The following is a 20,256-nucleotide window of genomic DNA, read 5'->3' as shown; positions in this document are numbered from 1 at the left end:
CGAGCTTTGACAGGTCGCTGAGTTGGGAAACTTGTACGGAAAGCCGCATGACCAAGCCTAAGCTAATTGATGATGCCAATGGATCCGTCGTTGTCCATGCAAGCGATTCACGCTCGGTTGAGACTATACATGTCGGGTGAACGCTCGTGCCGCGACTCTTGAATGCATAGGTGGATCAGGAGGACATGTCGATGAAATCAACGGAGACTCTAGTAATGCGCATCAGTTTCGTGGCGGTCGCCGTCCTCGCTCTTGCGTCAACCGCGTCGCCCGAGGAGCCTGGCCGGCCGACTGCGATCTTGGTCGGGCCGATTCATGACGCGTAGGTTGTCCATGGCGATGGCGGCACTGAACCATGTCGAGTACGAAATTCTCGTCGTCAGCGTATTCGACGAACCGGTGACATTGTCGAGCGAGACTGTCCTCGATGCCGCCGGGAACGAACTCATGTGGATCGACGGGGCCGCGCTTGCCGCCGGAACCCAGACCCTCTACGCGGAAGCACCGTCGCCTATTGTTCCCGCATCGGCGGCCGTCTCGGTTGACTTGACCTGATCCTGCCGCCGGACACGGCGCCGGAACGGGTCACGCGCCGGAACGCCTACACCTTCGCGCCGAACTCGAAAAGCGCGGTGATTGCGGAGGCCCACGGCGGTGTCGCCCAACTGGCTGAGGCAGATGAAAAGGGGTCGATGAAAAGGGGTCGGGAGTCTTAAAATAATACGGTCGGTTTAGAAATGACTCCCGACCCCTTAATTGTTTCCAAGAGACCCCCATCCCCTCATGAAGGAGTTTTGAGATAGGTTCTAGGGTAGGGAGGGTGAGAAGGTCGCCCAGTTCGCCGTGCTTCCCGCACGTCGCGATTGATAATGGAAAAGACTCCCGACCCCTTTGATTGTTCGGGGAAGGGTGGCTCGATCGCCTCTTGTGCTTGCGGAACGGGACGAGCTCAGTCGAGGCGAACGCGGCATACGAGAAGTGGGTTTTATCCCGCACGAAACAAATGGAAAGGGCTTTCGGGTCGAACAAGTTCTGTTTGGAGGGGCTCCTTCGGCGCGCATGTTTAAGGCTAATCGAGCCATCCTCACATGAGTGGGATAGACAGAGTGTAAGAGTCGCCTCCGCGGTGCCCGGTTCGCCGCGTCACCCGCACGTCGCGAGCGAGGAGTGAAAAGACTCCCGACCCCTTTGATTGTTTGACCCCTTTGATTGTTTCTATCATATGCTGAAGCACGGGGTTCCGTACCACGAGCTCGGGGCAACCTAATCTCGATCAGCGGGAGCGGGAACAGGCCACGCGCCGACATGTCAAGCAACTGGAGCGGTTGGGACATCACGTGATCCTCAAACCAGTGGCGTAACAGCGGCGGCATTTTCGAAGCAGGTTCTAGTGTGTGCGGACCTTGATTCGAAGTACGGATGTATTAGAAACGCTACTGAGGGACAAATTGAGGACAAACCGCATGGAAGGAAATAAAAAGTACTGTAAGATTAGAAATTGAGCCTGAAGGTCATGGCCCCAATGTGGTTGGTTGTCTGATAAGTACCATCTACCGTAGGGTTTCTGTTCTCGGTCACCGTGCGGGTATCGAAAACAGCCGCAGCGTAGGCTAGGTCCAAGCCCATACCTTTTAGCCATTTTTTCCCTCCTTCCGGGTCGCCGCAGCTAAGAAACCCCAGAAAGTGACCTCCGGGTTTACACATGAAACCTGCCCCAACCGAAAACGTATTCACATTCGAGTCTGGAAGTGCCGGTGTGAATACCACATTGGGAATGGGAGTCTGCGACCGGTTGTAGCCTGTACGCAAGGCTATATCCCAAGCTGAGTGACTACCAAGGCTTAACCACTTGTATTCTGTTCCGATAATAAAGGTCACCGAGTTTGTCCATGGCTGCGGATTCGAGATAGTGATGCCATTCGAGAGTTGAATGTCGGAATTTCGAACTGACTGCCATCTCACGTAATCAAGATCCACTTCGAGTTTCCATTCTCTTTCCAAATTCCTCACAGGCCAGCCGGCGATAGCCCAGGAGAAGCTTTCGGGAAACCGAATACTTGAGGAGGCATTTGCCACGGCAGTGCCGTTCACCAACAGTTGTCCTGACAGGGGAAGTACGGCTTGGCTTCTCCAGATGAATCCGAGATTAAGCAATGGTTTTCCATCGTCGTTCCTTAGCGGCGTAACGAGCAGGCTGGCATTAAGTCCCGCTGTCGTCCCTGTTCCATTCACCTCGATATTTGACCCGGCAGGAATGCCCAATCCGCCCGGCCAGACGAATTGTTGTTCAATTTGCCCCTCGCCCAGGAAACTCGCAAAGGTAAAAATATCAGCGCCTAGGCCTATGGAGATCATATTTGAGATCTTGTAGGCAATCGTTGGCTTGATATCCAGAAGCGGCAGCTGAGCGGTTGTGACAGCAGAGTTAAAAGGACCATCTTGGGGGTACTTCGCACCGAACCCATACAGATTTTCTACCCCCAAGCCTATGGTCAATCCATTCAGGACCTTTGGGCCGAGGTCAGCCATGTTAGCCGTGATGAAAAATTGGCCAGGCGGGGGAAGTCCTACAGGGAAGGACTTTTCATTCTTCGTTGTAACGCCGGTTGGACTCGTATAATTGGTGTTCACACCCACAAATTGAACACCAGCGGCGATCTGGACACCCCGCAATTGCGTCATTCCTGCGGGGTTGTAGTGAATGGCAGAAGGGTCGTCGGCTTGAGCGGCGAATGCTAGCCCTTGGCCGATGGCCGAGGCGCTCTGGAAAGGGTTTCGGAAGGCATCAGCATAAGCAATTTCCGGTATCACCGCCAGGGTGGCTAGTAGATATCCGAACAAATTCTTCACAATCGCTGGACACCGTTTCTGTTCGTATACGCACCAACTTTACAATAGCGACCTGGGGCGATCACGTCGTTCGGATCCAAGACTGATTTCAATTGCGCTGCAAGAGCGAATGGCTGGGGATAGAGCCGCATCAGCCGATCCATTTGATCGATGCTGACACGGTATGGCGGGAATCCTTCGGAGACTAGATCGTTCCAAATGTGGAGCTCGGCGTCTTGTGCGCACTCGGTTTCACGAGTGTCGTCTGTTCGAAAGTGAATTGTGATCAGTGTTCGACCATCGCCAAAGAAAGAAGTATTCAGATTGAGTGCGTACTTCCGGCGTGCCGAATCAACAATATTGACAACTTTGCGGGCATTGTACCCAGATAACTGAATGATTGGAATACATGACTTCATGCCAAACGGAGTGTGATCCACGTCCATTTCATTGGGGCTGTCTGGGATAGGTGTATTCGTTAACTCATAGATGAGCCTGATACTGTTTGTATCTGGGATCCCTTGGAGCAGATTAGGGAAGGGCTGACTAATTCACGGTTCCACTCTGCAATCTGTTCCTGAGCTGGTCACCAGGGCCAATTCGGTGGGCGTCCGCTGCTCTCCCCCACTTTGGGCGGGGTCCCCTCACCATCTGATCGCTCACTCCCAGCGCCCGGGCCCTAGTTTCCTACATCCCTGCAACGAGCCGCCGCCGCGCCACGTACCGATTCGCCAACCCGCAGCTGATCTGGAGCCAGTGGGTGTTCTGCGCCAGCCCCCGGTACCGGACTGTGGCCCATCCAAAGATCCGTTTGATCACCAAGAACGCATGCTCACCTTTCGCCCGCACTTTCGACTTTGTGCGGTTGCGCGCCCGCTCCTCGTTACTCAGCGGCCGATGGCGATGCGCTTTCGCCTGGACAAAACTCTTGGCCGTGGGCGCGTACTCCCGGATTACGACACGTTGCCCGCTGTAGGCGGCATCGCCCCACACCCGGGTCCTCTGGCCATGCAGCAATTTGGCTAACACCTGGCTATCGTGCACATTCGCTGTCGTGGCCGCCACCGAATGAACCGCTTTCGTCTGGCTGTCGACGCCGATATGAGCCTTTATCCAGAATTATCGCTGGTTCCCCTTCTTGGTCTGATGCATCTCCGGATCCCGTTCCGTGGTGCGATTCTCCGTCGAACTGGGGGCACTGATGATGGTGGTATCCACGATGGTCCCCCGCTGATCTGCACACCCCTGCTCGGCCAGATATCTCCTGATCAACGCAAACGGCGGTTCGTCCAACTGGTGGGCCTCCAGGATATGCCGAAACTTGGAGATGGTCGTCTCATCCGGGACGGGTTCTCGGCCCAATTCAATGCCTACGAATTGCCGCATGGCGCGTGAGTCGTACAAGGCCTCCTCGATCGCCGGGTCGGACAGATTGAACCACTGTTGCAAACAATGGAGGCGCACCATGCGCTCGACGCCCACCGGCGGACGCCCGGGCCCCTCGGCCTTGGGGTAGTACGGCTCGATGACCGCCGCCAGCTCACCCCACGGAATCACCCGCTCCATCTCCACCAGAAACCGCTCGCGCCGGGTCGGTTTCCGATACTGCTCAAAGCTAGCTTCCACAAAGGTCTGTTGCGGCATGGTGGGCCTCCCAATTGGTGATAGGCCATCCATAGCCTGGATCCCGCGGAGAATAAATCAGAGCTTCCCTCGTATGAAGGAAGCAGCTTCGCGCGTGGCGCGACTATGCCAGGAGCATTGGGACAAATGGGGGACAGATAGACAAAAACGTGAGTCGAAAATACATGCCATTTACTACTCTGAGGCCGTCGAGGATGAGAGGTGGGGTAAGGCAGGATCTGCTTCCAGGATTCGAGTAAGATTGGCATTCTGCGGGAGAGTATTTCCGGATCGCGCCTTTATGCGTCCGAAGAGACTTACTACACGCTGGCGAAGCCTGTCTCTCAGAGGAAAACTCCAAGGTTTGTCCTCGTCGGCCGGCAAAAATGGTCCTTGATAAAGCAGCAGGGTCGCGTTGGCAAGCCGACTCCACGAATGGTCGTCATGTAGCTCCGGCGTCTCCAATTTCTTCGTCGCCTTCTCGAACGCGATCGCATCAACCCAACAGGTGTCTTCATTGAGGTAAACAGTGCCCCCTCTGAAGTGAAGTGATTCTTTACCGATAAGGCTTTGGAGTCGTTGAAGGTTCTTTTTGAGCGCTTCATGTCCGCGATCGCCCTCCGCGTCAGGCCACAGGGCGTCGACGAGTCGTTGCTCAGATACTTCACCGTTAGATACAGTAGCGACTAGAGTTTTCAGTAAATCGAGCAGACGATGCGGGGATTTCCGGGGAAAGGATGCAGGTGCCCCATTGATCATTAACGAGAACCGCCCGAGCGTCACAATTTTGATTGGCCATGGCCAAGCGGGATTCAGGGTGGCGAGGCCTTCGGGCTTGAGATTGAAGTCGTGAATCAGCTCAGAAACATATTCCACCTCAATTTGTGCCTGCAGAGCAGTGGAAAGGACGAGAGCGGCCGCGTCGCTACGCCAACTTGGCATATAGCGACTGTTACAGGAACGACCTAGTGGTAGGCCCACACGCAGATGACCGATCGCTTTTTCTTCATTACCGCGATGTAACTCGAACAGAGACTTAGTGAGCAGGCTCACAAATTGGAGAGTCTTACTTTCTGTCATTTGGCCAATTTCCCACGCTCTTTCGAGATGTCTCTCTCCTTCCTTCAGATCATCTTTTGCATAGAGTATTTGGGCTGCGGCGATGCGGTCGAGTCCTTCCGGAAACCATGCCTCGCTCTTAACGTTAATTGCGATCGAGGATTCAATGTGTGACAAGGCTTCCTCAGTGTTGCCGAGCAAATGTGCGACCCACGCCGACAGATAGTGAATGGCCATACCGGCAAGGCCTGGCTGATGCGGTGTTTTTTGCAGTTCGCCCAAGAATTTCTTCCCTTGCGACACATCACCAAAAACCAAGGAGGCGAAGACACCTTGGGCAAGGAAGAACGGAACATAGTAGGTTATACCGCTCGCATGACTGAGAGCGAGACCTTTGTCTATACTCATGAGACTTTGATCAAGGCTCCCGGTGCACCAACCAAGACATGCTTCAGCTAAATAAATGGGCAGACGAAACATTGGTAAGCTAGAGTTTCGAGAACTTCGTTCCAACAGCAACTTGACGATTTGCCAGCTCTCGTTCAATTCCCCTTTCCAATAGTGGTATGTCGCTATTTGGAGACCTACCAAACCCCGACGGCCCATGTCTGGTAGTTGCGGAAGAAGGACCATAATTCTATCCTTCCAAATCGGAAGTATTGGATCTTGCGGCCGGCACCACATGAGTGCCGTGAATGAAGCAAAGAGAATGCGAGCTTCTATCTCAGCCGTTGGGAATTCGAAATCATCACGAATGAGTTCTTGGATACGATCCACCCATCCCACTGCTTTGTCCATCTCTCCATAGGTATAAACGTGCGACTCCAGGATGCCGCAACAGGCGAGTACCTGTCCCACACGATCTTGAGACTGTTCAAAGCTTCGGTATGATCGGAGGTAGGTATCTCGTGCTTCTTGGGGCGAAAATGGAAACTTGCAGTTAGCCTCCCAAAACAATAGCCAAGGATTATTCGCAACCGTGTGCACGGGTAGTCGACCCAACCATTCTTCGACGGTGCGCATTCGACCCTGTGCAAACATCTCCGCAGCGACGTTCAGCACAATTCGTACTCTCGCTTCTACCACACCAGCTTGTTCCAACAGCTCAATCGCGTCCTCTGCTCGTGAGGCATCTGCCAGAAGTGCAGCGGCTTGGCAGCGCAGCGAGTTAGTTTGGTTCTTTCCGTACCTGCGATGTGCCGTTTTGATGAGGAATTCTCGAAAGAGTGGGTGATATTGATAGAAAACCTGGTCTTCAGCACGGCGCTCGGTAAAGTATCGCCCTCGATACAGTCTCTCCAAGATCTCCCTTGCCTGACGAGTCCCAGACAATTCCTGAGCCATCTCAGCCGTAAATGCGGGAAACCACGAAGTCTTCAGCAAGAGATGCTGTATCTGCTCATCCAGCCCCTTCATCGCTTCAGCAGCAAGGTAATCAAAAATCACTTCTGGAGTGCTTTCTTGCCACTTTGTTGTGTCAACGTGTCCTTGATAATCTTGTTCAAGCATCAGAACTAGACCAGCTGTCCACCCTTGAACTCGTTCGTAGATTGCGCGGACATCACGAGATGAGAAAGCACGGTTCTTCCTCTTGGCCCACAGATCGACAATATCTCTGGCTTCGCTCTCACTGAGCTGAAGAGCCTGAGGTTCGAACTCTCGTAAGGCACGATTGAGTTCTAGCCGGCTAAACGCTTGGGGGGGTGCCTCTCTGCTGATAATTATCGCGGACTTCCCGGTGGGTAGTGAATTCATTCCCAGCGATAACATCTCGTGAATCGGTGAGTGACTTGCCAGCCCATGGTAGTTGTCTAAAACAAGTACCTGCTGTGTTTTCATACGTCCAAAAAATGCGTCAAAGAAATTGCGAGCAAAGACTGGGAGCCCTAGGAGAAATTCTGGCGTCAGATGAGGCAAGGTTTGCCGATGGCGGGGAGCTATGCGAAGTCCGGCGAGGCCAAGATAGTGAAAGAATGTTGCAGGCTCGGCATCTCGCTCATCAATGTTGTACCAAACTGGAACCAGGCGTCGAGATCGAAGATACCCAGCTGCAAGCGTAGTTTTGCCGGACCCAGGGGGAGCAGTTATCCAAATTACACTAGCTAGTTTCCTTGCTCGATCAAGTTGTCGATAGAGCCTTTCACGTTCAAGGATTAGAGGGAGAGAAGGCGGCGTGAGTTTTGCTAGACCTTGGTGGATTGATGATCTCGGGCGCAATCGAGTCATCGGCATGACCTCGATTTTGCCTCATGATCTCACTATTTCCTCTAAGAAACAATGGTAGTTTTCGGCCAACTCATGCGCTATCAGTATGCAGATTGGCGGATGCCGTTGGCCTAGGACTGATGCTGTGAACCATATATCTACCGGACAGCCGAGCTCGGTGGCAAAGTGAGCAACGGCTGAACTACACAGTTCAGTTGCCGAAATGACGGTGTGAGCTAGCCAATGGCACGCTGATGAAGGGGAAGCGGGCCACACTGATGGTGGCGTTGAGGCGGAGGGGTCTTGTGAACGCGTCAAACCGGTCGCCACGACAGGACCCGCGAGTTTCGAAGAACCGGGACAGGCACCCGCCGAAGCCTCGGCAAGGGCGGGAGCCAGTCCCCTATTGGAAAGACGGGGTGGTTGGCGCTTCAGTCTTGAGTGGTGATGTCGGCATGCCCCAATGCCTCATCCAGGATTGCCTGGTCCGACAAACCGGCAACTAGCGGAATCCCTTACCTAGTTTTGTTTCGAAATGCAATCATTCTGACGGTTGGATAGCGGGTCAGAGTCCTCTTGCGTCATGCCACGAAGGCGGGCTCCACGCCACGATCAAGACTCAATGCTGAGGCGAGAAGGCCTTGGCTGGATTCCCGCTTCCGCGGGAATGACGAACTTCAGTGCTTCTGACGGCAAAGTGACCCACTACCGGGTCGGCCGGCGACGTTGACGATGAATATGGTGTTCCCGCCAACCTCGCTCGTTCCACCCTCTCCAAGGAGAGGTGGGAGGATGAGGTTTCCTACGACATGCGACAGGTTATCAATAGAATGCTCCCACCGAGCTTCCTGATCCCTCCCCCTCCGCCATGAGAAGAGAAGGGTTTATCGGCGAAGTGCGAAGGGTCGCATGAGTATGATGGTACACGCAAGCTTGCTCGGTGCTTCTTTCTCGTGGAAGAAGTTGGAGGGTGAGCTTGCCTGCGACATGCGGCGGGTCAATAGAATGCTTCCACCGAGCTTGCTGATCTCTTCCCGCCGGCATCAGAGGATGGAAGGGCTTCTCGGCGACATGCGGCAGATCGCATGGCCTTGGAGTGACGGTGGCCAAGGTCACGCCGAGGACTGTCTGAAGGTCCGTTGAAAAAGCCAACGGACCGAGTTCCGCAGGCGAGACGTTCTGAGGCCATGCACTCTTGAGCTGCCGCCGGAGCCGAAAGTCCTTCATCCTTTCAATGCTCCCCCTCCAAGCTTGCTTGTACTTCTCTCCCGCGGGGCAGGTGGGAGGATGCGGGTCGGGCGGCGGCGTCGACGATTGGCATGGCGCAGGCTCCCGGTCGTCCTTGCGACGGCCATGAATGTCCGAAGGGTCGTTGACGAGAGTAACAACGGACCGAGGTTGCATGGCCGAGGGGGGGCTGCGCCATGCGGTTTCAATCGTCGTGGAGCCGGCGAGCCCGAATCCTCCCGAATCTCACAACTTTCCAAGACTCCTTAGCGGTGCCGAGGCCTGCGAGTAGTGGATCGCTTAGCACGGGTGCTTCGTCTGGCGGAAAGCCATGTCTGGAAGGAGGCCTGACTTTCTCCCGAAGGCCTACCTGCTAGGAGGCCGTCGATGCCGATGTCCTCGTCCAGCAGGTTCCAATGAATGCCGCGCCCTCGTCCGATCAAGCGCCAGCTTTTCCGTTCGGCCTCTGTGGCATGCACGAGGCGTGGAAACCAGTCGAGCGGTACGGAAAGGCTGCGCCCATCGCTCAGATCGACGGTCAAGGTGTTGTCCGTGACTGTGACTGATTCTGCAGTGGGACTGGTCGTCTCAATCGCCAAAGTATTCATGCCAAGCCTCTCGGAGTTGCTCCTCGTGACGCTGAACGAGATGCCGAATCCGACTTAATTCTGTTCGAGAGAATCCTCCGCTTTCTTGCAACCTGACTGGCAGAAGCCAAAACTTCGCGACTTTTTCCTCTCGTTCGACATGCACATGGTGCGGCTCCTCGCGATCACCGGCAAAGAAGAAGAATCGATAGGGACCTGACCTTAGTACCGTGGGCATGGCGAGCGACCGCGTCCATCTTAACATGCTCCGAGCCCTGTGAGGCGCCGAAAAATATGATGCTCCCACCGAGCTTGCTGGTCTCTTCCCCTCCGGCATGAGAGGATGGAAGGGCTTCTCGGCGACATGCGGCAGATCGCATGGCCTCGGAGCGGCGGTCACCGTGGGTGACGCCGAGGACTGTCTGAAGGTCCGTTGAAAAAGCCAACGGACCGAGTTCCGCAGGCGAGACGTTCCGAGGCCATGCACTCTTGAGCTGCCGCCGGAGCCGAAAGTCCTTCATCCTTTCAATGCTCCCCCTCCAAGCTTGCTTATACTTCTCTCCCGCGGGGTAGTTGGGGAGGATGCGGGTCGGCCGGCGACGTTGACGATTGGCATGGCGCAGGCTCCCGGTCGGCTTTGCGACGGTCAGGCACTGTTAGGACGTTCCCACCGAGCTTGCTCGCCCTTCCTTATCCCCAGAGGCAGGTGAGAGACGGTTGCCTTGTCCTGCGACTTGCGGTGGGTCAATAAGATGCTCCCACCGAGCTTGCTGATACCTCTTCTCCCTCTGGTGTTTGAGTGAATCTTCAAGCGGGTGACGCTGACCAGGGCGCCCGTTCGCCCGCAGCGGAAGGGACCCACTGGGGGATGGGTGGAGCGAGGACGAATGGGATGGTCAGCGGCAGGACCCGCGTCCCTGTTCCACTCACAACTTCCCAAACATCCTCTCCCAAAACTCCCTCACCCTCCCCATATGCTCCTCAATATCCGTCTTCAAATGCCTCGCCCCTGCCTGCCAATCATCCGTCGTGTAGCCAACGCGCCTGGCGAGAAAGATGAACTCGTCGGAGTCGCTTGGAGGCAGAACGAGATCCTTCGCGTGGCCCCTGACCATGCGGAGGCCGTCGATCAACATGCGGATGAAGAGATAGGCCCTTCTGAGATGGTCGCCGTCCTGACGCGTGACGATGCCGGATTCCACGAGGCCATGTAATGCCAGCATTGTGTTGGGCGTGCGCAGGATCGCAAGGCGGTGGCCGTGCATGACCTGGAGATACTGCACGGCATACTCGATGTCGATGACGCCGCCGGGACTCAGCTTGACGTTCACCGTGCCGTATTCGACCAGTTGCTTGAGCTGCTGCCGTCGCAAATCGAGCGCGGTGGGGAGATCCCATGGCTCGCCGCTGTAGACGTAGCGGTCGCGATGGGCTTCGACGTGCTTGCCGAGCGTCGCATCGCCGGCCACATGGCGCAATTTGATCAAGGCCTGGCGCTCGAACGGCGCAGCCAGGCCGTCCTTGCTGTAGTATTTCAAGATCTCGTCGACCGGGTTGGCCAGCGAACCCTTCCCTCCATGCGGACGCAGTCGCACGTCGAGGTGGAAGATGCCTTCCTGTCTAGCTTCGATCTGCTGTAACAAGGCCTGCGCGAGACGCTCGAAATACTCACCGTTGTCGATCCCTTGTTTGCCGCCGGTCCGTCCTGTTCCACCGTAGACGAACAACACTTCGATGTCGGAGGCGTAGCCCAGCTCTCTCCCGCCGAACTTGCCCATGCCTAATACGGCGAACGGACAGACTTTCTTTCCCGCCAGGCGAGGCTCTCCATAGTCTTTGGTCAGCTTGGCCCGGCAGTCGAGCACTGCCCGGTCAAGAATCGCTTCCGCGAGCTCCGTCAGCGCGAGGGAAAAATCTGCAAGACCGGTCGTCGGCTCGACAATGTGTTTCATGTCGATGCGGAACAGCTCGTGGTCCTTGAAACTATTGAGCGCGGCCTTCCGATCCACGTCGGTTTTGGCCCGCGCGACCAGCCGGTTGAGTTCCTTGCGCAGCGAGGCCCTGGGTTTGATGAGCGGGGAGTCGCGATAGGTCTGCAGCAACGGCAGCAAGTTGTCGTGCTGCCGGCGAAGAAAATCTTCCCAGAGAAAATCGCTGGCTCCAAGCAACCGGGCGAGGAGCGGGAAGGTCTTCTTATCGGCCAGAAACGCCAGGGCCTCCTGTCGAGCCTTGCCGGTGCGGTCCTGCACGGTCAAGTCCAGGAATTGGTCGAAGGCTTCGAGTGCCTTGGTCGGGTCCGGCGCCCAGGTGAGGGCATGGGTGAATTGTTTGATTAAGACGGCCGTGAGCCGGAGCTGTTGCTGCTCTTCGGCGTCGGTGAGCTTCTGGCCGTGGCGGTTACGGACGTAGAACCGGTCGTGGAGCTTGTCGCCTTCGAGGGCGATGCTCGCCTTGGCGACGTAGACGTTGCGCATGGCCAGCGCGTTGGCGAAGGCATAGAGAAAGGCCGGTGTATCGTCCGACCGGATGTCCATGATCGTGTCGGTCGGCGACTGGCCGTTGTCGAAACTGATCTGCACCGGATGCAGGAGACCGCTGAAGGAACCGCGCCTCTGGGCGAGCTGCTCGACGAGCTGGCGGTTGACCCAGTGGCGCGCCTCCTCGACCTGGCCGCCGTCGAGAAGGCCGATGACCGAGCGAAGTTCATCGGCGAGACGGCGGTGTTCGTCGGAGTCGAACGGCACGCCCGGAGCCGGCTGCACCCGGAACACGTCGACGATCTTTTTCCGGCCAAGACCCGGCCTGGCCTTGCTGCGCCCACGAGGGCCTTGTCCCATCGACCCCTTCGCCCCGCCGGGAGCCGGATCCGCAAAGGTATAGATCCGTCCTTCCTCGATGTTGAGCCCGAACGCCGACAGCAGGCCGCAGATCGTGGCGAACAAGGCGAAATAGTCGTACGCCACGATGGCCAGTTCCAGTCGGCCATGGTGCGGCTCGCCGATGGACAGTTCGCAGAGGTGATCGGGCGTCAGCGCCGCCGTCATGGAGAGGTGGCGTGCGACCGTCTCAGCCTCGAAGCGGCGGAAATATTCAGGATCCATGCGGTCGACGAAGTCGTCGAGGACGTCCGATGGGACATTCCGAATGAACGGCGACAGGTCTCGCAGAAGGGTTTCGCGCTCCGTGGCGTTCATCGAATTGCAGTATACCCGAAGCGACGGTTCGTTGTGCGCGTGCGAGGCGACCAGTATAATGCCGCGCCATGACCGGAAGCGGGAGGCGTAAAGCGTGAAGCGGGCGTTGGAAAGAAAAGGTATAGTTCAGCCCTCAGTCGGCGGGAAGACGATAGCCGCGCTGCCGTCCAGGGGGCCGGATCCTACGCCGGTCTTGCTGGCGAAGGAGCGCAACGTCCAAGAGGTGCGGGCCATTCTGTCGGCCTATGGGCTGGTCGCTCCGGATCAAGCCGATCGCAATCTGCAGGCGATGGCCGGAGATCCGCACCAGCGCCGCCAGCTGGCCGAGCTGTTGCCCATTCTCTTGGAGTCTATCGGACGCACCGCCGATCCGGATCAGGCGCTCAATCACTGGGAGCGGCTGCTCGACAACGTGACCCGCTCGTCCTTTCTGGACTACTTGGGCAGCTCGCCCCGCATGCTCGATCTGCTCTGTACGATTTTCGGCAACAGCGACTCGCTGGCGTTCACCCTGATTCGGGATCCGATGTTGGTCTATTGGCTTGCGGAACAGGACGTGTTGTCGCGCCCACCCACCGCGGCCGGCATGCGGGAGGGGCTTCGGGAGCAGCTCGGCCAGCTCACGGTGAAGGAATTGAAGCTCGAAGCGGTGCGCCGGTTCCAGAGGCGGGAAATGCTGGGGATCGGCGTGCGCGACCTGTTGCGGTTGGCGGACGTGCGGGAGACGACCGGATCGCTGTCCGATCTGGCCGGGCTGCTGATCCATGCCGTCTACGAGATCGTCGATGTCGATCTGCGCCGCCAGTACGGCGTGCCCATGCACAAAAACCGACGCGGGCACTGGGTCGAGACGGGCTTTGCCGTCATGGGGATGGGGAAGCTCGGCGGACACGAACTCAACTACAGCTCCGACGTGGATTTGATCTACGTCTACGAATCGCATGCGGGCGAGACCAGGGTCCCGCGCGGCCGGGCCGTCGGCCGCGCGGCTGCCGCCGGCATTTCCAATGAGGAGTATTTCGAGATCCTGGCGCGGGAGCTGACCAAAGCCTTGGTGGAGCCGAGCAAGGAAGGGCGCATCTTCCGAGTCGATTTGCGTTTGAGGGCCGAAGGGTCGGTCGGACAACTGGCTCGCTCGCTGGACGAATACCGTTCCTACTATCGAACGAGAGGACAGGTGTGGGAGCGGCTGGCGTTGCTCAAGGCCTGGCCCGTGGCCGGATCCGTCGAGGTGGGCAAATCATTCTTGCGGCTGGTGAAGCCGTTCATCTTCGGCGCTGCGAAGCTGCGCCGCTCCGACGTCCTCGCCGTGGTGGACGACGTGCGGGCAGTGAAGGACATGATCGACGCCAAGATCGCGGAACGAGGTCACGAAAACCGAAACGTGAAGCTCGGCACCGGCGGCATCAGGGAAATCGAGTTCCTGGTCCAGACGATTCAGGTCTTGGCCGGTCGTACAGTTCCGGCGTTGCTGGACCGAGGCACGCTTGGGGCGCTGGATCGACTGGTGGCCCGTAGGGTGATGGCGGCGCAGGAACGCGACGCGCTCGTTGAGGCCTATATGTTTCTCCGGGACGTTGAGCACAAGCTCCAGATGGTGCACGACCTTCAGACCCATGCGCTGCCGCAGGAGGAGGATGAACTGGAACGGTGCGCGATCAGGATGGGATACGAGGGAGTCAACCGATCGGCTGCCAGCCGAGCCTTCAGCGCCGACCATCGGCGGCATACGACAGTGGTCAATCGCGTCTTCCGGTCCTTCTTCAACGAACCGAACAGGTCGGCGTTGTTGAAGGCCGCGCTGCGCGGAAATGGTTCCTGACCCCTTATCGTACCGGTGACCCCGTATCACACCGGCCATTAGAAAGAGGCGCGGGTCGTTTTCGGCGCGCCCTCGCTCGCGCATTTGTTGCAGACGCCGGAGCTGAGCTTGGCGTTGAGCTTTTCTTCAAGATAATCTTCGAGCCGTTGCCACAGCCCGCCGCTGGTCTTGACCCGCTTGCACTTGGCGCAGAGGCAGAGCGTTCCGCGGAGCGACTTGAGTTCTTGGACCGTTTTGCCGAGCTTCTTGGCCTCCTCGTCCAACTCCCGCTCGCGCTCCATGCGATTGTCCAGTTCCTCCTTGACGCTCATGGCCATGGAGACACGCGCCACCAGTTCGGCGGGAATCACCGGCTTGCGGATGTAGTCCGTGGCTCCGGCGGTGTAAGCCGCCGTGAGATCGGAGGCATCAGTCTTGGCTGTGACGACGATCACGGGAAGATGTTGAAGCGGTTCCTCCTCCCTGATTCGACGACAGGCTTCCAGGCCGTCCATGTCCGGCATGAGGATATCCATCAGCACGATGTCGACGTGGTCGGTCGGCGGAGCCGATTGTCCCACCCCCAACCGCTTCAGGGCATCGGCGGCTGAATGGGCGAATATGAGTGAGCGATAGCCGGCTTGCTTCAACGTCAGGGCCAGCAGTTCACGTTGCTCTTCGAAATCATCCACGATGAGGATACTCATGACGCGGCTCCTTTACTGGGCTGTGGTGATGACGATGGTTCGACACAATGAGGCGAATCACGCTGTTCGGCCTCTCTGATCGCCTCGACAAGGTCGGCCACGCTTGCGGTGACTCTGTCGAGCCGGCGATCCAGGGCGGCTTGCTCGATGGCGGCGCCGATGGTTCCAATACCGGGCAGTCCGTAGGAACCGGCAACTCCTTTCATGCGATGACCGATGGTCCTGATCCGCTCAAAGTCGCCGTTGTCGACGGCCGCCCGTAACGTCAGGACATCGTCATGGCGATTCCGGAGAAACCTCGGTCTCAGCCGGCGAAGGTCGGCGTCCAGCGCTCCTGCGTCGTAGGTGTGCGGCGGTCGGTTCTGCGGGAGAGGAGTCTCCGCGTCGGCCACGTACTGCTGGATTGTGTTGAACACGGCATCCATTTTTATCGGCTTCGTGAGGAAATCATCGCAGCCTGCCGCAAGGCTTTTCTGTCGGGACTCCGCAAACCCGTCGGCCGTCAAAGCTACGATCGGCGTCCGTGGCAGGTCCTGTTCCTTTTCCCAGGCCCGGATACGGCGCGTCGCTTCGTAGCCGTCGATGTCAGGCATGTGCAGATCCATCAGGACCAAGTCGTAGCGGCTGGATTTGAACGCCTCGACCACGCTCGTCCCGCTTTCCGCACAGTCGAGATGGTGGGGCGTCCGGCTCAGATACAACCGCATGACATGCTGAGATTCGACGGAGTCCTCGGCCAGGAGGATCCTCGCTTCTCGCCGTACGGAGGGACAAAGAGAGCTGGAGGACCGGAGAGGGCCGGTCGTGTTCTGTGGCGAGGTGGAGAGACGAGTTTGTTCGTTCTGCTTTGATATCCCAAGCGGCAGTATGAAGGAGAACGTGCTTCCGCCGCCCGGCATACGCTCGAACCAAATCCGCCCTCCCATGAGCACCACAAGTTGTTTGCAGATGGAGAGTCCCAGCCCCACGCCGCCGTACTGTCTGTTGGTCCTCAAGTCGGCCTGAGAGAATCGCTCGAAGAGACGTTCCCGCAGGTCTTCGGGAATGCCGATCCCTGTATCCGTGACGGAGAATTGTACGGTGCAGACCGGCGGCTCGATCACCCAGGCCTTTGCCCGCACCAGAATCGATCCGGTCGGGGTAAATTTGACGGCATTCCTGATCAGATTGAGTAGGACTTGTTGGAGGCGATAGGCGTCGCCGGTCAGCCTGGCCGGGAGCGACGGATCGAACTCGACCTTCAGAGCGAGGTCCTTCTCCTGCGCTTCCGGGGTGAGAAGATTGATGCACTCCAGGGCGACTTCTCTCAAGGTAAACGCCTCGGACACCAGGGCCAAGGTACCCGATTCCGCCTTCGCTGCCAGCAGGAGGTCTTCGATCATCCGGAGAAGCCCTTCGCTGGCTTTTGTACACCGGTTGACGAGCGTGAGCTGCTCATGGGTCAAGGACGTTCTGGCTAGATAGTCAGCGATGCCCATGATGGCGGTCAGCGGCGTGCGCATTTCGTGGCTCATGTTGGCCAGGAAATCGCTCTTGGCTCTGCTCTCAACCAGCGCCCTTTCCGCTTGCTTGCGTTCCGTGATGTCCTCGGAAATACCCAGCAGATATTGTGGAGCGCCGGTGTTGTCGCAGATCGTGATTTTCTTCGTGTGCAGAATCCGGACGCCCTTGGACTTGGTCTGAATCGGCTCATCCGGAATATCGATCAACTGCTTCTTGCGCAATGTTTCCCGGTCCTTGGCCGTGAAGAAATCCGCCTCTTCTTTGGCAAAGAAATCATAGTCGGTTTTCCCCAACAACTCGGATCTGGAATAGCCCAGCAGCTCCTCTCCGGCCTTGTTGAATCGGACGAATCGGAGGTCCTTCGCATCCTTGACGAAGACCATGTTGGGCAGGTGCTCGAACAGGGACTCGATGAAATCGGTGGACTGCTGCACCTGCCGCTCCGAGCGCTTGCGTTCGGTAATGTCCCGGATGAAGGAAGAGAACAGTTGATCGTTCCCGGCGAGAATCGGGAGCACCGTCAATTCCACGGGGAATTCCTCGCCGCTCTTGCGGATGGCCGTGATTTCGATGCGTCGGCGCAGAATCGTTTCTTCTCCTGTCGACAGAAACCGTTCGAGACCCTTCGTATGGGCCTGGCGATAGCGCGCAGGAATGATGAGGTCGGCGAGCAGCTTACCGATGGCTTCGTCTCTGGAATATCCAAATATCGTTACCGCCTGCGGGTTCCACTCGATCACGTGGCCGGTGCGATCCATGGTGACCACGGCGTCCAGGGCGCCGGACACGATGGCCTCTAGGTGTGAGTCGCTGGGTTGACGATTTCTGGGGGCGACAAGGCCGGCATACAGGAATCCTGTCGCAATCCAGAGCGTAACGACGCCCAAGGTTCGGTTGAAGACCTTCTCGAAGGCATCATCGGCATGGGAGCGGATCATGGGTTCTCCCAGGATCGCGAGGGACCAGAGGACGGTGGCAAGGATCAGTCGCTTCGGGTCGTACAGGTGCGCGACGGCGACGGCAAGCGCCAGGTAGGGGAGCCAAGGAGCCATGTCTATTGGAGCGTTCAGATCGACCAGAAAGATCGCGAGGGTCAAACAACCGATAAGCGGCGCGGCATATACGCGCACCGCGGGGCGACGAAGAAGCAGGGAGAAGTCCATGGCGGACACATCATTCGGCTTGGTGCTGTGTGTGGGGACAGTATAGGCACGTAGGGCGAAGCCTCAAAGAATTATTGTGTTCTTCGCATCCCTATCGGCGAGCAGTCCGGAGATCCGGCAGGAGGGAGGTGATGGATTGGGGAAGTTCCCTCGCGCGTACGCTAGTGGCTGTAGCGGAGGTCGCGGTCGCTGGCCAGCGACAGGTAGGCCTCGCCCCATTGATGTGGGCTGGTGAGACTCCAGGGCTCATCGCTGCCTGCCGGCTTGAAGCGAAGGCCGTAGAGTCCGCCGTAGACTAGATAGGCCAGGCCGGCTCCGGAGTCTTCGACCGGCTGGGCGAAGGCCTGACAGGGGGGCGCGGCGGGATGCTCGCTCCACCCCGTGACGTCATACCATTCTCCGGCCGGGTTCCGTTCGAAGAGCCGGACCTGTGAGACTGCTCGAGCCGGGCCGGTCTCTTTGAAGCGGGCAAAGAAGCTGCTTTCGCAGTTCTCGTTCGATTCGACCTCGACGATCATAGGATCGTGAAGCGTAACCCGTGACGGGTGAAGCGTTCAAGGACCAGATTCGAGTTAATCCGGTCACGCCAAAACACGAAGGGCCCGGCGGTTTCCCGCCGGGCCCTTCTGATTGTGGCCTTCACTCAGTCCTCAGGACTCAGCACTGGACTTAGTACATCCCTTCCATGCCGTGGTTGTGGCCGTGGCCACCGCCTACCGGTTCCTTCTTCTCTTCGGGGATGTCGGTGATCATGACTTCGGTCGTGAGCATCAGGCCCGCGACGCTGGCGGCGTTCTGCAATGCGCAGCGCGACACCTTGGTCGGGTCGATGATGCCGGCCTTGATCATGTCCACGTACTCATCCGTCGCCGCGTTGTAGCCGGCGCTGCTGTTCTTGTCTTCGCGCACCTTGCCGACGACCACCGAGGCTTCGCCGCCCGCATTGGCGACGATTTGGCGAATCGGCTCTTCCAGCGACCGGCGGACAATATCCAAACCGACTTTCTGCTCGGCCGGGATATCCTTCAGGCTGTCCAGCGCCTTGATGCAGCGGAGATAGGCCGTTCCACCGCCCGGAACGATGCCTTCTTCCACGGCGGCCTTCGTCGCGTGGAGGGCGTCCTCGACGCGCGCCTTCTTTTCCTTCATCTCGGTCTCGGTCGCGGCGCCCACGTTGATGACGGCAACGCCGCCGACGATCTTGGCGAGCCGCTCCTGGAGCTTCTCGCGATCGTAATCGGAGGTCGTCTCGTCGATCTGGGCCTTGATCTGCTTGACGCGGGCTTCGATCTTCTTCGGGTCGCCATAGCCTTCGACGATCGTGCTGTTATCCTTGTCGATCGTCACGCGCTTGGCGCGGCCGAGATCGGTCAGCTTCACGTTCTCGAGCTTGATGCCGAGGTCTTCGGAAATCACCTGCCCCCCGGTCAGGATCGCGATGTCCTCCAGCATGGCCTTGCGACGATCGCCGAAGCCGGGAGCCTTCACGGCCGCCACGTTCAAGGTGCCGCGCAGCTTGTTGACGACGAGGGTCGCCAGGGCTTCGCCTTCGACTTCTTCCGCGATGATCACGAGCGGCTTGCCCATCTTAGCGACCTGCTCGAGGATGGGAAGGAGATCCTTCATGCTGCTGACTTTCTTCTCGTTGATGAGGATGAGGGGCTCTTCGACCGAGCACTCCATCCGCTCGGCGTTGGTGACGAAGTACGGGGAGATGTACCCACGATCGAACTGCATGCCTTCGACCACGTCCAGCGAGGTGGTCATCGACTTGGCCTCTTCGACCGTGATGACACCGTCCTTGCCGACCTTCTCCATCGCCTCGGCGATCAGATCGCCGATGGTCTTGTCGTTGTTGGCTGAGATGGTCCCGACCTGGGAAATCTCGGTCTTGCTCTGGCAGGGCTTGCTGAGCTTCTTCAACTCGGCGACGACGGCCTCGACGGCCTTGTCGATCCCGCGCTTGATCTCCATCGGATTGGCGCCGGCGGTGATGTTCTTGGCGCCTTCGCGATAGATGGCCTGGGCCAACACGGTGGCCGTGGTGGTGCCGTCTCCGGCCGTGTCGCTGGTCTTGCTCGCGACTTCGCGGACGAGCTGGGCACCCATGTTCTCGTAGGGGTTCTTGAGCTCGATTTCCTTCGCGACGGTCACGCCGTCCTTGGTGATGGTTGGAGCGCCGAACTTCTTGTCGAGAATGGCGTTCCGGCCCTTGGGCCCGAGGGTCGCCTTGACGGCGTCGGCGAGCTGGTTGACCCCCCTAAGAATGGAGGCCCGAGCTGCCTCGCTGTACAACAGTTGCTTTGCCATGTGATTCCTCCCTTTAGTGTCGTATGTTCAGATAGACGTGCGACGGAT

11 protein-coding genes and 1 pseudogene are annotated in these 20,256 nt (G+C 58.1%); 3 read left to right on the top strand and 9 right to left on the bottom strand.

Annotated features, from left to right (window positions below; translation table 11 throughout):
* The first annotated feature begins 191 nt into the window (after positions 1-191).
* Positions 192-326 (top strand): hypothetical protein, encoded by a 135-nt coding sequence (locus P0111_11895; protein MDF0644728.1) that lies wholly within the window; start codon positions 192-194, stop codon positions 324-326.
* Positions 316-555 carry a hypothetical protein gene (locus P0111_11890; protein ID MDF0644727.1) on the top strand — a complete coding sequence of 80 codons (240 nt, stop codon included), beginning with the start codon at positions 316-318 and terminating at the stop codon, positions 553-555. Before P0111_11895 ends, P0111_11890 begins: the two co-directional genes overlap by 11 nt.
* 936 nt (positions 556-1,491) lie before the next feature.
* On the opposite strand, the gene P0111_11885 is transcribed toward P0111_11890, so the two are convergent.
* From P0111_11885 to P0111_11865, 5 genes and pseudogenes are all read right to left on the bottom strand, one after another.
* Positions 1,492-2,850 (bottom strand): outer membrane protein transport protein, encoded by a 1,359-nt coding sequence (locus P0111_11885; GenBank protein ID MDF0644726.1) that lies wholly within the window; start codon positions 2,848-2,850, stop codon positions 1,492-1,494.
* Positions 2,847-3,269, bottom strand: a complete 423-nt coding sequence (locus tag P0111_11880; protein ID MDF0644725.1) for a hypothetical protein — start codon at positions 3,267-3,269, stop codon at positions 2,847-2,849. Before P0111_11880 ends, P0111_11885 begins: the two co-directional genes overlap by 4 nt.
* 247 nt (positions 3,270-3,516) lie before the next feature.
* A pseudogene (locus tag P0111_11875) lies at positions 3,517-4,473 on the bottom strand (IS5 family transposase).
* 174 nt (positions 4,474-4,647) lie between these two features.
* Positions 4,648-7,350, bottom strand: a complete 2,703-nt coding sequence (locus P0111_11870; GenBank protein ID MDF0644724.1) for a hypothetical protein — start codon at positions 7,348-7,350, stop codon at positions 4,648-4,650.
* A gap of 3,106 nt (positions 7,351-10,456) precedes the next feature.
* Complete coding sequence (locus P0111_11865; GenBank protein ID MDF0644723.1) at positions 10,457-12,724, bottom strand: hypothetical protein; 2,268 nt, start codon at positions 12,722-12,724, stop codon at positions 10,457-10,459.
* 94 nt (positions 12,725-12,818) lie between these two features.
* Here P0111_11865 and P0111_11860 point away from each other — a divergent pair, with 94 nt between their 5' ends.
* Positions 12,819-14,546: a hypothetical protein gene (locus P0111_11860; GenBank protein MDF0644722.1), complete on the top strand. Its 1,728-nt coding sequence runs from the start codon at positions 12,819-12,821 to the stop codon at positions 14,544-14,546.
* 38 nt (positions 14,547-14,584) lie between these two features.
* On the opposite strand, the gene P0111_11855 is transcribed toward P0111_11860, so the two are convergent.
* The 4 genes from P0111_11855 to groL all read right to left on the bottom strand — a co-directional run bounded on the left by P0111_11855 (position 14,585) and on the right by groL (position 20,208).
* Complete coding sequence (locus P0111_11855; protein ID MDF0644721.1) at positions 14,585-15,232, bottom strand: response regulator; 648 nt, start codon at positions 15,230-15,232, stop codon at positions 14,585-14,587.
* The gene (locus P0111_11850; protein ID MDF0644720.1) at positions 15,229-17,898 is read right to left on the bottom strand and encodes a PAS domain S-box protein; all 2,670 of its coding nucleotides are present in this window, start codon (positions 17,896-17,898) and stop codon (positions 15,229-15,231) included. The genes P0111_11855 and P0111_11850 overlap by 4 nt, the downstream gene beginning before the upstream one ends.
* A 161-nt stretch (positions 17,899-18,059) precedes the next feature.
* A complete protein-coding gene (locus P0111_11845) occupies positions 18,060-18,416 on the bottom strand; it encodes a hypothetical protein (GenBank protein MDF0644719.1) in 357 nt (118 codons plus the stop codon).
* Between the two features lie 151 nt (positions 18,417-18,567).
* Positions 18,568-20,208, bottom strand: coding sequence for a chaperonin GroEL (gene groL / locus P0111_11840; protein MDF0644718.1), 1,641 nt, complete (start codon positions 20,206-20,208; stop codon positions 18,568-18,570).
* Between the last annotated feature and the right edge of the window lie 48 nt (positions 20,209-20,256).

Origin of the sequence: Nitrospira sp., from assembly GCA_029194535.1 — a bacterium.
Taxonomy (GTDB): Bacteria; Nitrospirota; Nitrospiria; order Nitrospirales; family Nitrospiraceae; genus Nitrospira_C.
The sequence above is the reverse complement of the archived record's forward strand: the minus strand, read 5'-3'. Positions and strand labels throughout refer to the sequence as shown.